Here is a 17,514-nt window from a genome sequence, read left to right on the forward strand (position 1 = left end):
GTTCGTTCGTCTGTCCGATAAATTTTAACAAGCGAGGAGGATCGCCATGGGCGTGACCAACCGGTTGGCCTGTTACTCCGACCCCGCCGACCACTATTCCCATCGCGTGCGCATCGTGCTCGCGGAGAAAGGTGTCAGCGCCGAGATCATTGAAGTGGTGGCGGGCCGTCATCCGCCGCAGCTCATTGAAGTCAATCCGTACGGCAGCGTACCGACCCTGGTTGATCGTGACCTGGCGTTGTACGAGTCGACGGTGGTGATGGAATATCTGGATGAGCGTTATCCGCATCCACCTTTGTTGCCTGTCTATCCAGTGGCTCGTGCCAACAGCCGTCTGTTGATCCATCGGATTCAGCGTGACTGGTGTGGTCTTGTGGACCTGATCCTGGATACGCGCAGTAAAGAACCTGCCCGCGTTCAGGCGCGCAAGGAGCTGCGTGAAAGTCTGGCCGGGGTTTCCCCGCTGTTTGCCGAAAAAGCTTTTTTCATGAGTGACGAGCTAAGTCTTGTTGACTGCTGTCTACTCCCCATACTCTGGCGTTTGCCGGTTTTGGGTATCGAATTGCCGCGGCCCGCCAAGCCGTTGCTTGATTACATGGAGCGCCAATTTGCGCGTGAGGCTTTTCAGGCGAGTCTGTCTGCTGCCGAACGTGAAATGCGCTAAGGCTTAAGGAGCCGTTAATGAACTCCAGTCGCCCTTATCTTGTTCGCGCTCTCTATGAGTGGATCGTCGATAACGATTGCACCCCGCATGTGCTGGTCAATGCGGAGTATCCATCCGTGCAGGTCCCGCAAGGGTTTGCCAACGATGGTCAGATTGTCCTGAACGTTTCGCCCAGTGCAGTGCGTCATCTGCACATGGATAACGACGCGGTCAGCTTTGAAGGCCGCTTCGGCGGTGTGCCACACACGCTGTACGTGCCTGTTGCTGCCATTCTGGGTATTTATGCCCGTGAGAACGGGCAGGGCATGGTGTTCGATCTGGAGCCTTCCATAGAGGAGGCTGACGATGTCGAGATCGAAGAAGACACGCCGCCGGACAGCGAGCCGCCGCGCCCGAGTGGCAGGCCAAGTCTGAAAGTGGTGAAATAAAAAAGGCGATCCTCGGATCGCCTTTTTCACATCTGCCCGTCGGGCGTCAGTCGATGTATTCGAACAGTTTGACGATCTTCTGCACGCCAGAAACACCCTGTACGAGGTTGGTCGCACGATTGGCTTCATCCTGAGTCACCAGGCCCAGCAGGAACACGATGCCGTTCTCGGTGACGACCTTGATGCGCGAACCGGGGATCGAAGCATCGGCGATCATTTCGGTTTTGATCTTGGTGGTCAGCCAGGCATCGTTGTTGCGTGCCAGCAACGACGAAGGTGCCATGATCTGAAGTTCGTTATTGACCTTCTTGACGCGCTGGACCGAGCTGGCGGCCTGTTCGGCTATGGCCTTGAGGTCGGCGCGCGGTGTCTGGCCAGCCAGCAGCACGATGCCGTTGAAGCTGGTCACGACGATGTGCGAGCCTTCTGCGAGGTCAGGGTTGGCCTTGGAGATGTTGACGGCTGCCTTGGTCTCGATCAGCGAGTCATCGATCTTGCTGCCGAAGGTGCGCGTGCCGCGATCATCTTCGATCGGTTTGTCGCGAGCGGCCGTCAGCACAGAACTGCATCCGGTGACGCTCAGGCACAGTGTCAGAACCAATAGGCTGAGACGATTAGGGGTCATTCTTCACTCCCGAACAGTTGGCTGTCGATCAAATCGCAAAGGCAATGGATCGCCAGCAGATGGACTTCTTGTATGCGCGCCGTGACGTTGGCCGGTACGCGGATTTCCACGTCCTCAGGCAATAGCAGTGAAGCCATGCCGCCACCGTCGCGTCCCGTCAATGCTACGACAATCATTTCGCGATCATGTGCGGCCTGGATGGCTTGAATAATATTCGCCGAGTTGCCGCTGGTGGAAATCGCCAGCAGCACATCGCCCGGCTGGCCCAGGGCGCGGATCTGTTTGGAAAAGATTTCGTTGTAACTGTAGTCGTTGGCGATCGAGGTGATCGTCGAACTGTCGGTGGTCAGTGCGATGGCTGGCAAGCTGGGCCGCTCGCGCTCGAAGCGGTTGAGCAGTTCCGAAGAAAAATGCTGGGCATCGCCCGCCGAGCCGCCGTTACCGCACGCGAGCATTTTGCCTTCGTTGAGCAGGGCATTGACCATGACCTGACTGGCTTGCTCGATAAAGGGTGCAAGGACTTCCATCGCCTGTTGCTTGGTTTCGATGCTGGCCTGAAACAGCCGGCGAATTCGGGATTGCATGTCCATCAATGTGACCTTAATTAGGGCGTACGGCGGCGGGGCGGAGGCGCCAGGGTCTCCCGGGCGCTATCCGGCACACAAGGTGTGCAGCCGGCAAAACAGATAGCGAAATCAATGAAGGCAAAAGCCTGTTGCAGGTCGACGGTACGGTCGGCATGACTGCCGTCGCGTGCATCAGCTGTCAAACGCGCTTTTGATCCAGTTCAACGGTGCATCACTGCCAGGGTCGCCTTCAATGGCGATCACGTCGAAACGACAGGGATGGCTGGCCCAGCGTGGTGTCTGCTGCAGAAAAAGCTGTGCGGCGACGACGAGTTTCCCTTGCTTGCGAAAATCGACGCTTTCCGTCGCTCCGCCCCATCCTGAATGGCGACGGTAGCGAACTTCGACGAATACTACTGTATCGCCATCAAGCATGACCAGATCAAGCTCGCCGCGTTTGCATAACCAGTTTTGTTCGATGAGGCGCAGCCCTTGCTGTTGCAGATACTGCAGGGCGAAGGCTTCTGCCTCGCGCCCTGCCTGCTGCCGGGTGCTGCGTTGCATCAAGGGGCGGTGTCCGGCAGGCGCTGGATCTTGCCATCCACGAACTCTGCCCAAGGCAGTTGGCGTTCGATCCGACGATCCGGGTTCATGCTCAGGCTGCCGGACAGGCCGTCAATGCGGCTGTCGGGCATGGCTTTCAACTGGCCCAGGCGTGGTGCGAGGCGATAGGCATCAATGCCCATTGCGTAAAGGCGCCCGAGGCTGCCTGCTGCTTGTGGCCATTGCGCGGTGACCTGCTGGCGCAACGGATCATCAGCATTGAGCAACCAGGGTGTTTCGCAGAAGCGCACACCGTTGAGGTCCATGTACTGCGCGTGATCATTGCTGTTGGTAAACAGGTGCGAGGTGGCATAGACCGGGACATCGCCAGCGTACTGGAAGACCATGGTCGGCTTGATCTGCTGCGCTTGCTGAGGTGTTGCCGCAAGGAACATGAAGTCGATGTCCTGGCGACGGCTAGGCTGTGCGGCGACCTGAGTGCCGGCCGTGCTTTGCAGGCGCTGGGCGCGACCTTCGCTGTTGCGCAACTGGAACAGATCGGCAACCTGTTGGGCCAGTTCCACGGGCTGGTCGACGTGCTCGGCGGCGATCAGTGTGCCGCCCTTGGCCTGCCAGCTCTTGCGGAAGGCATCCAGAACGCGGTCGCCCCATTCACCCTTCGGCACCATCGCCACGGCGCTGCGCTTGCCGTCAGCCCAGGCACGACGGGCCACTTCGCGGGCTTCGTCTTCTGCGGCGAGGCCGAACTGATACAGCTGCGCAGGGCCTTCGGTGCTGGTGTCACTGTAATTGAGCGCCAGGGTGGTGATGGGTAGTTGCTGACGGCTGTTCAGTTGTTTGACGAGGTTCTTTTCCAGCGGGCCAACGACCAGTTGGGCGCCAGCAGCCTGGGCCTGGCGGTAGAACTCGTCCATCGAGGTCACGCGCGAGCTGTCAAAGACCTGGATGGCAGGAGGATTCTCTCCCGCTTGCTGAGCCTGAAAGTGAGCCGCCATGAAGCCGTCACGAAGTGCCTTGGCGACCGAGGCCAGTTGACCTTCCTGTGGCAGCAGCAATGCAATTTTGGTAATCGGTTCGCTGGTCAGGGCGCGCAGTTGCGCAAGGGCGGTAGGCAATTGCAGCGCGGCAGGGTGTTTCGGGTTCTGCGCTTTCCAGTTATCGATGGCTGCCTGTTGTTGCTCCAGCGTGCCGGCACCTTTGATCGAACGTGCCAGGCTCAGCCAGCCGCCCAGATCATCGGTTGCCGAGCTTTGCAGTTGGTCGGCCGGAAGGGCGGAGACCAGCGTCCAGATGGCATCGTTGTTGGCACTTGCGTCGGCGCCCTGCAACAGAGGGCCTGCATAGACGCGCTCATGGACAGCCGCCAGCATCTGGCCATCGGCTTCGAGTGCGCGGGCCTTGACCTTGTGGGTGCGAACCTGTTGTTCGACCGACAGCTCGCCCAGACGCTGCATGCTCGGGTGATTAAGGGCTGTCAGTGCGGCCTTGGGCTGGTTGCGGCCCATCGCCAGTTCGGCGGACAGTGTGCTGGCATACACCTGAAGGCCGGGTTTGAGTTGATCGAGTTGCACCTGTCCGAGGATCTGCGCAGCGCGCCCCGCGTCATTCTGGCGGTTGGCCAGGTCGGCGGCACTCAGGCGCAGCGTTGCGGCCTGCTCGGGTGTTTTGGCACTGGCGGCCTGATCAAGCAATTGCTCGATGCTGGCGTCAGGGGTACGAGGCAGCTCGCCAAGGCTGGACGAGGGCGAGCTGGCACACGCTGCAAGAAGGGCAGCGAGGCAGAGGGCAGAGAGCAGCCGCAGACAAGCGATCATTGGTATGTTCCTGAGACTCGAGCGAATTAACGGAGAATTGTACCCAAGCGCTGGCCGGGGTGCGACGTCGAAGGTGTTTAAAGCCATGATATTGGCCGCGTTAAGGTCATCTGTCGGCCAAATCGTTCAATTCGAGAGGGTCGCCGTGTTTCACGGTCGGACGTAATCATGTTTTTATTCCCTTTTTATCGGCATCCCTGATGCGCGAACCGTTGGCCCGGGCCGCAGCCTGTACAATGCGTTCTTCCCAGCATCAAGCTCTAACATATGAGGTTTGCGTTTTGACTGTTCCGGTTGTTTCGAATTCCACTCCGGGTTCGCTTTATGTCGTGGCGACCCCTATCGGCAATCTGGACGATATGAGCGTGCGAGCGCTGAAAGTATTGCGTGAGGTCGCACTGATCGCGGCGGAAGACACGCGTCACTCTGCACGCCTGATGCAGCACTTCGGGATATCAACGCCATTGGCCGCCTGCCATGAGCACAACGAGCGGGATGAGGGTAGCCGCTTCATTACTCGTTTGCTGGCAGGTGATGACGTCGCACTTATTTCCGATGCCGGGACGCCGCTGATCTCCGACCCTGGCTATCACCTGGTGCGCCAGGCGCGCGCTGCCGGAGTGCCAGTGGTGCCGGTGCCCGGTGCTTGCGCCTTGATCGCGGCACTTTCTGCAGCGGGACTGCCTTCGGATCGATTCATTTTCGAGGGGTTTCTTCCGGCGAAGGCGGTTGGTCGCAAAGCCAAACTTGAAAAGGTCAAGGAAGAGCCGCGTACGCTCATCTATTACGAAGCTCCGCACCGGATCCTGGAATGCCTGCAGGACATGGAGTCGGTGTTCGGTGCCGATCGCCACGCGCTGCTGGCCCGTGAAATAACCAAAACGTTCGAGACGCTCAAGGGTCTACCTCTGGGTGAGCTCCGCGCGTTTGTCGAATCCGACAGTAATCAGCAGCGTGGCGAGTGTGTTGTGCTGGTGGCGGGATGGACGCCGCCCGAGGATGAGGACGTCATCGGCACCGAGGCTCGTCGGGTGCTGGATTTGCTGCTCGAAGAGATGCCGCTCAAGCGGGCCGCTGCGTTGGCTGCCGACATTACGGGTGTGCGCAAGAACCTGCTTTATCAAGTGGCGCTGGAGAAGCAGAAGGGCTGAAACGCTGTAAATTCAAAGAGGTCTGCCGGGCGGGTGCGCTATTAAAGCTTGTTCTTGGCGGCGTGTGCCGCTAACCTTGTCGGCGGAGAGTCGATTGGACAGTCGCTGCCTCTTGTTGTTCCGCAACAGGGGGGGGAGGAAAGTCCGGGCTCCATAGGGCGGAGTGCCAGGTAACACCTGGGAGGCGCGAGCCTACGGAAAGTGCCACAGAAAATAACCGCCTAAGCACTTCGGTGCCGGTAAGGGTGAAAAGGTGCGGTAAGAGCGCACCGCACGTCTGGCAACAGTTCGTGGCAAGGTAAACCCCACTCGGAGCAAGACCAAATAGGGTTCCTAGGCGTGGCCCGCGCTGGAACCGGGTAGGTTGCTAAAGACGTCCAGTGATGGCCGTCGTAGAGGAATGACTGTCCTCGACAGAACCCGGCTTACAGATCGACTCTCCACCTTTTTCATCCCCTCGCTTTTCAGCAGCAAACCCCCTTCGTAATACCAAAAAAATCTTACAGTTCATAAATCACATTAACTTCGAGCCGCAATGGTTTGAGCTGTGTGGGATTAATCCGTCAGAACCTTCGTAAAATTACCCTTTCGTGTCCAATACCGCTCCTAAATCTCCGAAATGTAAGGGTTTTCCTTAAGACCGTGCCTTGACGGTGTGGCAGGCGGGTTCCTATAGTGTGCGCAAGTGGCAGAAAGTGGCACGAAGTGGGTTTTTTCAGCGCAAAAAGCTAATATTCGGAGAATGCGCCTGTGTTCCGTGGTGCCAACGCGATCAATCTCGATGCTAAAGGCCGTCTCGCTATGCCGAGCCGGTATCGCGACGAGCTGGATTCGCGTAGCGCCGGGCAAATGATCGTGACCATTGACGCTGTCGACCCCTGCCTGTGTCTTTACCCATTGTCCGAGTGGGAATTGATAGAAGCAAAACTTCGTGATCTGGCGACGTTTCGTGAAGAGAACCGTCGGCTGCAAAGACTGTTGATTGGTAATGCCGTCGATCTGGAACTGGACGGCAGCGGGCGTTTTCTTGTGCCTCCACGCCTGCGCGAGTACGCGAAGCTGGATAAGCGCGTGATGTTGGTAGGCCAACTCAACAAGTTTCAACTGTGGGACGAGGACGCCTGGAACGCTCTTGCTGATGCTGACCTGGCTGCCATTCAACAACCTGGCGCGATGCCCGACGAATTACGTGACTTGATCCTGTGACTATGAATAGCGGCTTTACCCACATCACCGTGCTGCTCGAAGAAGCCGTGGAAGCTCTCGCGGTGCGCGCTGATGGCTGCTATCTGGACGGCACGTTCGGACGTGGCGGGCACAGTCGTCTCATTCTGAATCATCTGGGGCCGGATGGCCGGCTGCTGGGATTCGACAAGGACCCTCAAGCGATTGCCACCGGGCAAGCGCTAGCGGCCGAAGACGGCCGCTTTGTCATTGTGCAGCGCAGCTTTGCCGAGCTCGGCTCGGAAGCTCAAGAGCGTGGATTGGCGGGCAAAGTCAGCGGCATTCTGCTGGATCTGGGTGTGTCGTCCCCGCAGCTGGATGACCCCGAGCGCGGCTTCAGCTTCATGAATGACGGTCCGCTGGACATGCGCATGGACCCGACCCGTGGTGTCAGCGCTGCGGAGTTCATTGCCACTGCTCCAGCTGAAGAGATTGCCCGCGTTTTCAAGGAATACGGCGAAGAGCGATTTGCCAAACGCATGGCCAATGCCGTGGTGCAGCGCCGTGAAATCCAGCCTTTCGAGCGCACTGCCGATCTGGCAGAAGTCCTCAAAGTAGCCAACCCTGCCTGGGAAAAAGGCAAGAATCCTGCGACGCGAGCCTTCCAGGGTTTGCGCATTCACGTCAACAACGAACTGGGTGATCTGGAAGCCGGTCTTGAAGCGGCGATGGACGCCCTGGAAGTGGGCGGGCGCCTGGTGGTCATCAGTTTTCATTCGCTGGAAGACCGCATCGTCAAGCTGTTCATGCGCAAGCTCGCCAAAGGCGAAGCCGACAACATGCCGCGCAACCTGCCGATCCAGTTCAAGCCCTTCGAGCCGAAAATCAAGATTCACGGCAAGGCTCAATTTGCCTCGGACACCGAAACCAAGGCCAATCCGCGCTCGCGCAGTGCTGTCATGCGTGTAGCGGAGAAGCTCAGGTGAGCCGCCTGTTCCTCAAGCCTCTGCCCGGCGGCAGCTTCATTATGCTGCTGCTGTTCATTGCTGTCCTGATTTCGGCGATTGGCGTTTCCTATAGCGCCCATTGGAATCGTCAACTGCTCAACTCGCTGTACTCGGAAATGAGTGTGCGCGACAAGGCGCAGGCAGAGTGGGGGCGGCTGATTCTCGAGCAGAGTACCTGGACGGCGCACAGCCGTATCGAAACGCTGGCTACCGAACAACTGAAGATGCGCATTCCAAGCGCTGCTGAAGTGCGGATGGTGGCGCCATGATGAAACTCGAGGGCGCACTCTATCCCTGGCGTTTTCGTGTGGTCGTCGGGCTGCTGGTTTCGCTGGTGCTTGCCATTTGCTGGCGCATTGTGGACTTGCAGGTTATCGACCACACCTTCCTTAAAGAGCAGGGCGACGCGCGCAGCCTTCGGCATATCCCGATTCCGGCCCACCGTGGTCTGATCACCGACCGCAATGGCGAGCCGCTCGCCGTCAGTACGCCGGTTACGACCCTGTGGGCCAACCCGCGCGAAATGCAGCAGGACAAATCCAAGTGGCCAATGCTTGCAGCCGCCACAGGCCAGGATCTGAAAGCCCTGACCGAGCGCCTTGAGTCGCAGGCCAACAAGGAATTCATCTACCTGGTTCGCGGTATGACGCCAGAACAGGGCCAGGCTGCACTGGATCTGAAAGTGCCGGGTGTCTATGGCATCGAGGAATTTCGCCGTTTCTACCCGGCGGGTGACGTGACCGCACACATGGTTGGCTTTACCGACCTCGACGACCACGGTCGTGAAGGTGTCGAGTTGGCATACGACGACTGGCTTGCCGGAGTGCCCGGCAAGCGTCAGGTCATCAAGGACCGGCGCGGACGACTGATCAAGGATGTTCAGGTCACCAAGAATGCCAAGGCCGGAAAGACCTTGGCTTTGTCCATTGACCTGCGTCTTCAATATTTGGCCACGCGTGAACTGCGCAACGCCATTGTAGAAAACGAGGCCAAGGCCGGCAGCATGGTGATCATGGACGTCAAGACCGGTGAAGTCCTTGCGATGGTCAACCAGCCGACCTACAACCCGAACAACCGCCGCACGATGGTGCCTGCCGCCATGCGCAACCGAGCGATCATCGACGTGTTCGAGCCAGGTTCGACCATGAAGCCGATTTCCATGACCGCCGCGCTGGACAGCGGTCGCTGGAAGCCGACCGACAAGGTCGAGGTCTACCCGGGCACCTTGCAGATCGGCAAGTACACCATCCGTGACGTCACCAAGACCGAAGGTCCGGTTCTCGATCTGACCGGCATTCTGATCAACTCCAGTAACGTCGGCATGAGTAAAGTCGCGTTCGATGTGGGCGGTGAAGCGATCTTCCGCGCCATGCAACGTGTCGGTTTCGGCCAATACACCGGTCTGGGCTTTCCGGGCGAGCGCGTCGGCAACCTGCCTAACTACCGTGAATGGCGCAAGGCAGAAACGGCCACGCTGTCCTACGGCTATGGCCTTTCGGTGACCGCTCTGCAACTGGTGCATGCCTATGGCGCGCTGGCCAACAATGGCCGGATCGTACCGCTGACCATTCTGAAAACGGATAAAGAACCGGAGTCGACTCAGGCCATTCCGGAGAAAACCGCCAAGACCCTGCAAGGCATGCTGCAGCAGGTGATCGAAGACCCGCGCGGCGTGTATCGCGCCCGTGTGCCGTCCTATCACGTGGCTGGCAAGAGCGGTACCGCGCGTAAGACGTCCATCGGCACCAAGGGCTACGCGGAAAACTCCTACCGTTCGCTGTTCGCAGGTTTCGGGCCAATGAGTAACCCGCGTTACGCCATCGTGGTGGTGATCGATGAACCGAGCAAGGGCGGCTACTACGGCGGTCTGGTATCGGCTCCGGTCTTCAGCAAGGTCATGTCCGGCACGTTGCGTCTGATGAACGTGACTCCTGACAACCTCGCGCCACCGGAACAAGTCAACGCAGCACCCGCAGCCAAAGGAGGGCGTGGTTGATGGCCTTTAATCTGAGCAAGATATTCGCCCACACCGACCGCGATCCACTGATCCGTGAGTTGACCCTGGACAGCCGTAATGTTCGTCCGGGCGATCTGTTTCTGGCTGTGCCGGGCATCAAGGTCGATGGTCGCGCGCACATCGCCGACGCGCTCAAGCGTGGCGCAGCGGCGGTGGCTTACGAAGTGGAAGGCTCGACCGTTTTGCCGATCACCGACGTGCCGCTGATCCCGGTCAAGGGGCTTGCCGCGCAACTGTCCGACATCGCCGGTCGCTTTTACGGCGATCCGAGTCGCAGCCTGAATCTGGTCGGTGTCACCGGCACCAACGGCAAGACCAGCGTGACCCAACTGATTGCCCAGGCGCTTGACGCACTGGGTCAGCGTTGCGGCATCGTGGGCACGCTGGGCACCGGTTTCTATGGTTCGCTGCAGAGCGGTCGCCACACGACGCCGGACCCTATTGCCGTTCAGGCGACGCTGACCGATCTGAGAAAGGCCGGTGCCCGTGCGGTGGCGATGGAAGTTTCGTCCCACGGCCTGGATCAAGGCCGGGCTACCGCACTGGCGTTCGACGTGGCCGTGCTGACCAACCTGTCCCGTGATCATCTGGATTATCACGGCACGATGGAAGCTTACGGCGCTGCCAAGGCCAAACTGTTCGCGTGGCCCAATCTGAACTGCCGGGTGATCAACCTGGATGACGATTTCGGTCGCCAGATGGCCGGCCTCAAGCAAGAGTCGCGCTTGATCACCTACAGCCAGCTGGACAGCTCGGCTTACCTCTACTGCCGCGACGCGAAATTCGATGACGATGGCGTACGTGCCACGCTGGTCACGCCGCAAGGCGAGCATTTCTTGCGCAGCAGCCTGTTGGGCCGCTTCAACCTGAGCAACGTACTGGCGGCGGTCGGCGCTTTGTTGGGGCTGGATTACGCGCTGGACGAAATTCTCAAGGTGCTGCCGAAACTCGAAGGCCCGGTCGGACGCATGCAGCGTCTGGGCGGGGCCGACAAGCCGCTTGTCGTCGTTGATTACGCACACACCCCGGATGCGCTGGAAAAAGTACTCGAAGCCCTGCGCCCGCATGCCAAAGGTCGTCTGCTGTGCCTGTTCGGTTGCGGTGGTGATCGTGATCGCGGCAAGCGTCCGCTGATGGCGGAAGTGGTCGAGCGGCTGGCGGACGGTGTCTGGGTCACTGATGACAACCCGCGCAACGAATCCTCTTCACAGATATTTGATGACATTCGCCCAGGGTTTGCGGCAGCCGACAAGGTGCGCTTCATCGAAGGGCGCGGTCAGGCCATTGCCGAGTTGATCGCCAGTGCCTGCGCGGATGATGTGGTGGTGCTTGCCGGCAAAGGGCACGAGGACTACCAGGAAGTCAGCGGTCAGCGTCACCCGTTCTCTGACCTCGAAGAAGCTGCTCGAGCGCTTGCTGCATGGGGGTCTGCCAATGCTTAAGCCAATGACATTCGGTGAATTGGTCGTGCCACTTGATGCGCGCATGGTCGGTGGCGACTGCAGCTTCGACGGTGTGAGCACCGACAGCCGGGGTATCGAAGCAGGGCAATTGTTCGTAGCCCTGACCGGTCCGCGTTTCGACGGTCACGAGTACCTCGATCAAGTGGCTGCCAAGGGCGCGGTCGGTGCGTTGGTCGAGCGCGAAGTGGAAGGCGCGTCGCTGCCGCAACTGGTTGTGCTCGACACCCGCAAGGCACTCGCTCAACTGGGCGCGATGAACCGTAACGCGTTTGTCGACAGGCCGGTTGCCGCCGTTACCGGCTCCAGCGGCAAGACCACGGTCAAGGAAATGCTCGCAAGCATCCTGCGCACGCGCGGCCCGGTGCTGGCCACCCGTGGCAACCTGAACAACGAACTGGGCGTGCCGCTTACGCTGTTGGAACTGGCACCCGAATACACCTCGGCCGTCATTGAACTGGGCGCGTCGCGCGTCGGCGAAATTGCTTACACGGTCAGCCTCACCAAGCCGCACGTGGCCATGATTACCAATGCCGGAACCGCCCATGTCGGCGAGTTCGGCGGCCCGGACAAAATCGTCGAAGCCAAGGGCGAAATCCTGGAAGGTCTCGATGCCACCGGCACGGCGGTACTGAACCTGGAAGACAAGGCATTCCCGATCTGGCGCCAGCGTGCGGGCAGTCGCGCCATCCTGACGTTCGCGCTGGGTGACACTGCCGCTGACCTGTACGCCAGCAACCTCAGCCGCGATGCCCGCGGTTGCCCGGGTTTCACCATTAATAGCCCGCTCGGTACCGCACAGGTGCAACTCAACCTGCTGGGGGCGCACAACGTCACCAACGCTCTGGCCGCAGCGGCGGCTGCGTGCGCACTGGGTGTGTCGCTGGAAGGCATCGTGACCGGTCTGAATAACGTGCAGCCGGTCAAAGGCCGGGCTGTCGCGCAACTTGCCAGCAACGGCATGTGCGTCATCGACGACACCTACAACGCCAACCCTGCATCGATCAATGCTGCGGTCGATGTGCTGACCGGTTTTCCCGGCCGTACCGTTTTGGTACTGGGTGATATCGGCGAGCTGGGCGACTGGGCCGAGCAGGGCCATCGCGATGTGGGTGCCTATGCCGCTGGCAAGGTGTCGGCGCTGTATGCCGTCGGCCCGCTGATGACCCATGCCGTCAGCGCTTTTGGCGAACATGCCTATCACTTTGCCAGTCAGGCAGAGCTGATCGCAGCGCTGGGCGCCGAGCAGGATCCTAATACCACTTTACTGATCAAGGGCTCGCGTAGCGCTGCGATGGAAAACGTCGTGGCTGCCTTGTGCGGTTCTAGCCTGGAGAAACATTAATGCTGCTGCTGTTGGCCGAGTTCTTACAACAGTTCTACAAAGGCTTCGCGGTCTTTCAGTACCTGTCTCTGCGCGGGATCCTTGGCGTGCTTACCGCACTGACGCTGTCGCTGTGCCTGGGGCCGTGGATGATCCGCACGTTGCAGATGCGTCAGATCGGCCAGTCGGTCCGCAACGACGGTCCGCAGTCGCACCTGTCCAAATCCGGTACGCCGACCATGGGCGGGGCGTTGATCCTGTCCTCCATCGGTATCAGCACATTGTTATGGGCTGACCTGAGCAACCGCTACGTATGGGTGGTGTTGCTGGTGACCTTTCTGTTCGGCGCCATCGGCTGGGTCGATGACTACCGCAAGGTCATTGAAAAGAACTCGCGTGGCCTGCCGAGCCGCTGGAAGTATTTCTGGCAGTCCGTGTTTGGCCTGTGCGCCGCCATCTTCCTCTACACGACAGCGCCTTCGGCCACGGAAACCACGCTGATCGTGCCGATGCTCAAGGATGTGCGCATCCCGCTGGGCATTGGCTTTATCGTCCTGACCTATTTCGTGATCGTCGGCTCCAGCAACGCGGTCAACCTGACGGACGGCCTCGACGGCCTGGCGATCATGCCGACCGTGATGGTCGGTGGTGCGTTGGGCATCTTCTGCTACCTGTCGGGTAACGTGAAATTCGCCGAATACCTGTTGATCCCCTATGTACCGGGGGCGGGTGAGCTGATTGTGTTCTCCGGTGCGCTGATTGGCGCGGGGCTCGGGTTTCTCTGGTTCAACACCTACCCGGCGCAAGTCTTCATGGGCGACGTCGGTGCGCTGGCACTGGGCGCAGCACTGGGCACGATGGCTGTGATCGTCCGTCAGGAAATGGTCCTGTTCATCATGGGTGGCGTGTTCGTGATGGAAACGCTTTCAGTGGTCATTCAGGTTGCGTCTTTCAAACTCACCGGTCGCCGGGTGTTCCGCATGGCGCCGATTCACCACCACTTTGAACTCAAAGGCTGGCCCGAGCCACGCGTGATCGTCCGTTTCTGGATCATCACCGTGATTCTGGTGCTCATCGGCCTTGCCACACTGAAACTGAGGTAGAACGAGTGTCCCTGATCGTTTCCGACCGCTTCCGCATTGTTGTGGGGCTTGGCAAAAGTGGCATGTCCCTGGTTCGCTTCCTGGCGAACCGGGGCGTGTCCTTTGCCGTGGCCGACACGCGGGCGAATCCTCCTGAGCTGGCGACCCTGCGTCGCGAGTATCCGCAGGTGGAAGTGCGTTGTGGCGAACTGGACGTCGATTTCCTCTGCCGTGCCGACGAGCTTTACGTCAGCCCAGGTCTGGCGCTGGCCACCCCGGCGCTGCAACAGGCGCATGCGCGCGGTGTGAAGCTGTCCGGCGATATCGAGCTGTTCGCGCGTTACGCGAAGGCTCCGGTGATCGCCATTACCGGCTCCAATGCAAAAAGCACCGTCACCACGCTGGTGGGCGACATGGCCAAGGCTGCAGGCAAGCGCGTCGCGGTCGGCGGCAACCTCGGCACGCCGGCGCTGGATCTGCTCAGCGACGACATCGAACTGTATGTAATGGAACTGTCCAGCTTTCAGCTCGAAACCACCGATCAGCTCAATGCTGAAGTGGCGACCGTGCTGAACATCAGCGAAGACCACATGGACCGTTATGCCGGTCTGCCGGCTTACCATCAGGCCAAGCACCGGATTTTCCGGGGCGCGCGGCAAGTGGTGGTCAATCGTCAGGACGCACTGTCCCGTCCGTTGATCGGCGAAGGTCTGCCTTGCTGGACGTTCGGCCTCAACAAGCCTGACTTCCACGGCTTTGGTCTGCGTGAAGAGAACGGCGAAAAATACCTCGCCTTCCAGTTTGAAAACCTGATGCCGGTGCGCGAGCTGAAAGTGCGTGGTGCGCACAATCAGGCCAATGCACTGGCCGCACTGGCGCTGGGGCATGCCGTGGGCCTGCCCTTCGATGCCATGCTTGCCAGTCTGCGTGAATTCACCGGTCTTGAGCATCGCTGCCAATGGCTGCGTGAGCACGACGGTGTGCATTACTACAACGATTCCAAAGCCACCAACGTGGGTGCCGCACTGGCTGCCATCAAAGGCCTGGGGTCGGACATCGACGGCAAACTGGTGCTGATTGCCGGTGGCGATGGCAAAGGCGCCGACTTCAGCGGTCTGCGTGCGCCTGTGGCCGAACACTGCCGCGCGGTTGTCTTGCTGGGTCGCGACGCCGAACTGATTGCTCAGGTGCTGGGTGACGACGTTCCGCTGATCCGTGTTGACACGGTCCAGGCCGCCGTCGAGCGAAGCGCAGAACTGGCCCACAGCGGCGACGCTGTATTGCTTTCCCCTGCGTGCGCCAGCCTGGACATGTTCAAGAATTATGAAGAGCGCGGACGTGTGTTCGCGCAGGCAGTGGAGTGCTTGTCATGATCTTCGGTGTGATCAAGCCTTATCCATCGCCGCTGATCAGCGGGCGGGGCATAGACCTCGACTTCCCGATGCTGGTCGGCTGTCTGGCGTTGCTGGGCCTGGGCCTGGTGATGATCACTTCTGCCTCGTCGGAAGTGGCGGCCGTGCAGTCGGGCAACACGCTGTACATGATGACCCGCCATCTGGTGTATCTGCTGATCGGCCTGGGTGCGTGCGGCGTGACCATGATGATTCCGGTCGCCACCTGGCAACGTCTGGGCTGGCTGATGCTGCTCGGTGCTTTCGGCCTGTTGCTGCTGGTGCTGGTGCCGGGGATCGGACGCGAGGTGAACGGTTCGATGCGCTGGATCGGCTTCGGCGCGTTCAACGTCCAGCCATCGGAAATTGCCAAGGTGTTCGTGGTGATCTTCCTGGCCGGCTACCTGATTCGTCAGCAGCAGGAAGTTCGCGAAAGCTGGATGGGCTTCTTCAAGCCGTTCATCGTGCTGCTGCCAATGGCCGGTCTGTTGTTGATGGAGCCTGACTTCGGCGCGACCGTCGTGATGATGGGTGCGGCAGCCGCCATGCTGTTTCTCGGTGGCGTCGGCCTGTTCCGGTTCTCGCTGATGGTGGTTCTGGCGGTTGCTTCGGTCGTCGTTCTGGTTCAGGCCCAGCCTTACCGGATGGCGCGTTTGACCAACTTCACCGACCCGTGGGCCGACCAGTTCGGCTCCGGCTATCAATTGACCCAGGCGCTGATTGCCTTCGGTCGCGGCGAGTGGATCGGTGTCGGTCTGGGCAACAGCGTACAGAAGCAGTTCTACCTGCCGGAAGCGCACACCGATTTCGTGTTCTCCGTGCTGGCAGAAGAGCTGGGCGTGGTCGGCTCGCTGATCACCGTTGCGCTGTTTCTGTTCGTCAGTATTCGTGGCATGTACATCGGCATGTGGGCCGAGCGTGCCAAGCAGTTCTTCGGCGCCTACGTGGCGTACGGCCTGTCGTTCCTGTGGATCGGTCAGTTCCTGATCAACATCGGTGTGAACGTCGGGCTGCTGCCGACCAAGGGTTTGACGCTGCCGTTCCTCAGTTATGGCGGCAGCTCGCTGGTGATCTGCTGCGCGAGCCTTGGCCTGCTGCTGCGCATCGAATGGGAATCGCGCAACAACATGGGCAGCGAAGAAGCCGAGTTCAAGGAAAGCGACTTTGCCGAGGACACGCCCAATGGACGCTAACGTGCTGATCATGGCAGGCGGGACCGGCGGGCATGTGTTCCCGGCGCTGGCCTGCGCACGCGAGTTCCAGGCACGTGGCTATAAGGTCCATTGGCTGGGCACGCCGCGCGGCATCGAAAACGAGCTGGTGCCACAGGCCGGGCTGACGCTGCACCTGATCAACGTCACCGGTCTGCGTGGCAAGGGTCGGCTGTCGTTGCTCAAGGCACCGTTCATGCTGCTCAAGGCTCTGATGCAGGCACGCAAGGTCGTGCGCCAGGTCAAACCGGTCTGCGTGGTCGGTTTTGGCGGCTACGTCACAGGCCCTGGCGGTCTGGCGGCGAAGCTGGCGGGCGTGCCGTTGATCATTCACGAGCAGAACGCCGTTGCCGGTACGGCCAACCGCAGCCTGGCGTCGTTTGCCAGCCGCGTGTGCGAGGCGTTCCCGAACACCTTTGCGGCCTCCGCCAAGCGCCGTACCACCGGTAACCCGGTGCGTGTCGAGCTGTTTCTCGAAACTCCGCGTCAGGCCCTGGCCGGACGCAAGGCGCGTCTCCTGGTACTGGGCGGCAGCCTGGGCGCGGAGCCTTTGAATAAATTATTGCCCGAGGCGCTGGCTCAGTTGCCTCAGGACGTCCAGCCCGAAGTGTTTCATCAGTCGGGCAAGAATCACGACGCCGTGACTGCCGAGCGCTATCGCAACGTAGGCGTCGAGGCGCAAGTCGCGCCGTTCATTCAAAACATGGCCCAAGCCTATGGCTGGGCCGATCTGGTGGTCTGCCGCGCAGGCGCATTGACCATCAGCGAACTGGCCGCCGCCGGTCTGCCTTCGTTGCTGATACCACTGCCCCACGCGATTGATGACCATCAGTCACGTAACGCTGACTATCTGGCCCGAGAAGGCGCAGCCTTCGTCATGCCGCAAGCGACAACTGGCGCCGCCGAGATGGCCGCACGCCTGAAAGAGGTTTTGATGCAACCCGAACAATTGAACAGCATGGCCCGCACTGCACGTCGCCTGGCCAAGCCTGATGCAACCAACACCGTCGTGGATGTCTGTGTGGAGGTGGCCCGTGGTTGAGAAT

17 protein-coding genes and 1 other RNA gene are annotated in these 17,514 nt (G+C 60.2%); 14 read left to right on the plus strand and 4 right to left on the minus strand.

Annotated features, from left to right (window positions below; all coding sequences use genetic code 11):
* The first annotated feature begins 46 nt into the window (after positions 1-46).
* The gene (locus tag BW686_RS02440; RefSeq protein WP_084914052.1) at positions 47-664 is read left to right on the plus strand and encodes a glutathione S-transferase N-terminal domain-containing protein; all 618 of its coding nucleotides are present in this window, start codon (positions 47-49) and stop codon (positions 662-664) included.
* A gap of 17 nt (positions 665-681) precedes the next feature.
* Positions 682-1,092: a ClpXP protease specificity-enhancing factor gene (locus BW686_RS02445; RefSeq protein ID WP_084914053.1), complete on the plus strand. Its 411-nt coding sequence runs from the start codon at positions 682-684 to the stop codon at positions 1,090-1,092.
* A gap of 46 nt (positions 1,093-1,138) precedes the next feature.
* On the opposite strand, the gene BW686_RS02450 is transcribed toward BW686_RS02445, so the two are convergent.
* From BW686_RS02450 to BW686_RS02465, 4 genes are all read right to left on the minus strand, one after another.
* On the minus strand, positions 1,139-1,717 hold the full coding sequence (locus BW686_RS02450) for a BON domain-containing protein (RefSeq protein WP_084914054.1): 579 nt from the start codon (positions 1,715-1,717) through the stop codon (positions 1,139-1,141).
* On the minus strand, positions 1,714-2,307 hold the full coding sequence (locus BW686_RS02455; protein ID WP_003418801.1) for a phosphoheptose isomerase: 594 nt from the start codon (positions 2,305-2,307) through the stop codon (positions 1,714-1,716). The genes BW686_RS02450 and BW686_RS02455 overlap by 4 nt, the downstream gene beginning before the upstream one ends.
* A gap of 168 nt (positions 2,308-2,475) precedes the next feature.
* Entirely contained in the window at positions 2,476-2,850 is a 375-nt protein-coding gene (locus BW686_RS02460; protein ID WP_179149146.1) for a YraN family protein, read from the minus strand.
* The gene (locus BW686_RS02465) at positions 2,847-4,661 is read right to left on the minus strand and encodes a penicillin-binding protein activator (RefSeq protein WP_084914056.1); all 1,815 of its coding nucleotides are present in this window, start codon (positions 4,659-4,661) and stop codon (positions 2,847-2,849) included. The genes BW686_RS02460 and BW686_RS02465 overlap by 4 nt, the downstream gene beginning before the upstream one ends.
* A gap of 281 nt (positions 4,662-4,942) precedes the next feature.
* Between BW686_RS02465 and rsmI the strand changes: the two genes are divergently transcribed.
* From rsmI to murG, 12 genes are all read left to right on the plus strand, one after another.
* Positions 4,943-5,812: a 16S rRNA (cytidine(1402)-2'-O)-methyltransferase gene (gene rsmI, locus BW686_RS02470; RefSeq protein WP_086934791.1), complete on the plus strand. Its 870-nt coding sequence runs from the start codon at positions 4,943-4,945 to the stop codon at positions 5,810-5,812.
* 86 nt (positions 5,813-5,898) lie between these two features.
* An RNA gene (gene rnpB / locus BW686_RS02475) (RNase P RNA component class A) lies at positions 5,899-6,256 on the plus strand.
* Between the two features lie 306 nt (positions 6,257-6,562).
* Positions 6,563-7,018, plus strand: coding sequence for a division/cell wall cluster transcriptional repressor MraZ (mraZ, locus tag BW686_RS02480; RefSeq protein WP_007248958.1), 456 nt, complete (start codon positions 6,563-6,565; stop codon positions 7,016-7,018).
* 2 nt (positions 7,019-7,020) lie between these two features.
* Positions 7,021-7,962, plus strand: coding sequence for a 16S rRNA (cytosine(1402)-N(4))-methyltransferase RsmH (rsmH, locus tag BW686_RS02485; RefSeq protein ID WP_084914058.1), 942 nt, complete (start codon positions 7,021-7,023; stop codon positions 7,960-7,962).
* Positions 7,959-8,252 carry a cell division protein FtsL gene (ftsL, locus tag BW686_RS02490; RefSeq protein ID WP_003340690.1) on the plus strand — a complete coding sequence of 98 codons (294 nt, stop codon included), beginning with the start codon at positions 7,959-7,961 and terminating at the stop codon, positions 8,250-8,252. The genes rsmH and ftsL overlap by 4 nt, the downstream gene beginning before the upstream one ends.
* Entirely contained in the window at positions 8,252-9,979 is a 1,728-nt protein-coding gene (locus BW686_RS02495) for a peptidoglycan D,D-transpeptidase FtsI family protein (RefSeq protein WP_373270978.1), read from the plus strand. The genes ftsL and BW686_RS02495 overlap by 1 nt, the downstream gene beginning before the upstream one ends.
* The gene (locus tag BW686_RS02500) at positions 9,979-11,442 is read left to right on the plus strand and encodes a UDP-N-acetylmuramoyl-L-alanyl-D-glutamate--2,6-diaminopimelate ligase (protein ID WP_084914060.1); all 1,464 of its coding nucleotides are present in this window, start codon (positions 9,979-9,981) and stop codon (positions 11,440-11,442) included. Before BW686_RS02495 ends, BW686_RS02500 begins: the two co-directional genes overlap by 1 nt.
* The gene (locus tag BW686_RS02505) at positions 11,435-12,805 is read left to right on the plus strand and encodes a UDP-N-acetylmuramoyl-tripeptide--D-alanyl-D-alanine ligase (protein ID WP_084914061.1); all 1,371 of its coding nucleotides are present in this window, start codon (positions 11,435-11,437) and stop codon (positions 12,803-12,805) included. The genes BW686_RS02500 and BW686_RS02505 overlap by 8 nt, the downstream gene beginning before the upstream one ends.
* The gene (gene mraY / locus BW686_RS02510) at positions 12,805-13,887 is read left to right on the plus strand and encodes a phospho-N-acetylmuramoyl-pentapeptide-transferase (protein WP_003313553.1); all 1,083 of its coding nucleotides are present in this window, start codon (positions 12,805-12,807) and stop codon (positions 13,885-13,887) included. Before BW686_RS02505 ends, mraY begins: the two co-directional genes overlap by 1 nt.
* Before the next feature lie 5 nt (positions 13,888-13,892).
* On the plus strand, positions 13,893-15,239 hold the full coding sequence (gene murD / locus BW686_RS02515) for a UDP-N-acetylmuramoyl-L-alanine--D-glutamate ligase (RefSeq protein WP_084914062.1): 1,347 nt from the start codon (positions 13,893-13,895) through the stop codon (positions 15,237-15,239).
* Entirely contained in the window at positions 15,236-16,450 is a 1,215-nt protein-coding gene (gene ftsW, locus BW686_RS02520) for a putative lipid II flippase FtsW (RefSeq protein WP_084914063.1), read from the plus strand. Before murD ends, ftsW begins: the two co-directional genes overlap by 4 nt.
* The gene (gene murG, locus BW686_RS02525) at positions 16,440-17,510 is read left to right on the plus strand and encodes an undecaprenyldiphospho-muramoylpentapeptide beta-N-acetylglucosaminyltransferase (protein ID WP_084914064.1); all 1,071 of its coding nucleotides are present in this window, start codon (positions 16,440-16,442) and stop codon (positions 17,508-17,510) included. The genes ftsW and murG overlap by 11 nt, the downstream gene beginning before the upstream one ends.
* Positions 17,511-17,514: the final 4 nt, after the last annotated feature.

The sequence above is a fragment of the Pseudomonas syringae genome (assembly GCF_002157375.1).
In the GTDB taxonomy this organism is placed as follows: domain Bacteria; phylum Pseudomonadota; class Gammaproteobacteria; order Pseudomonadales; family Pseudomonadaceae; genus Aquipseudomonas; species Aquipseudomonas syringae_T.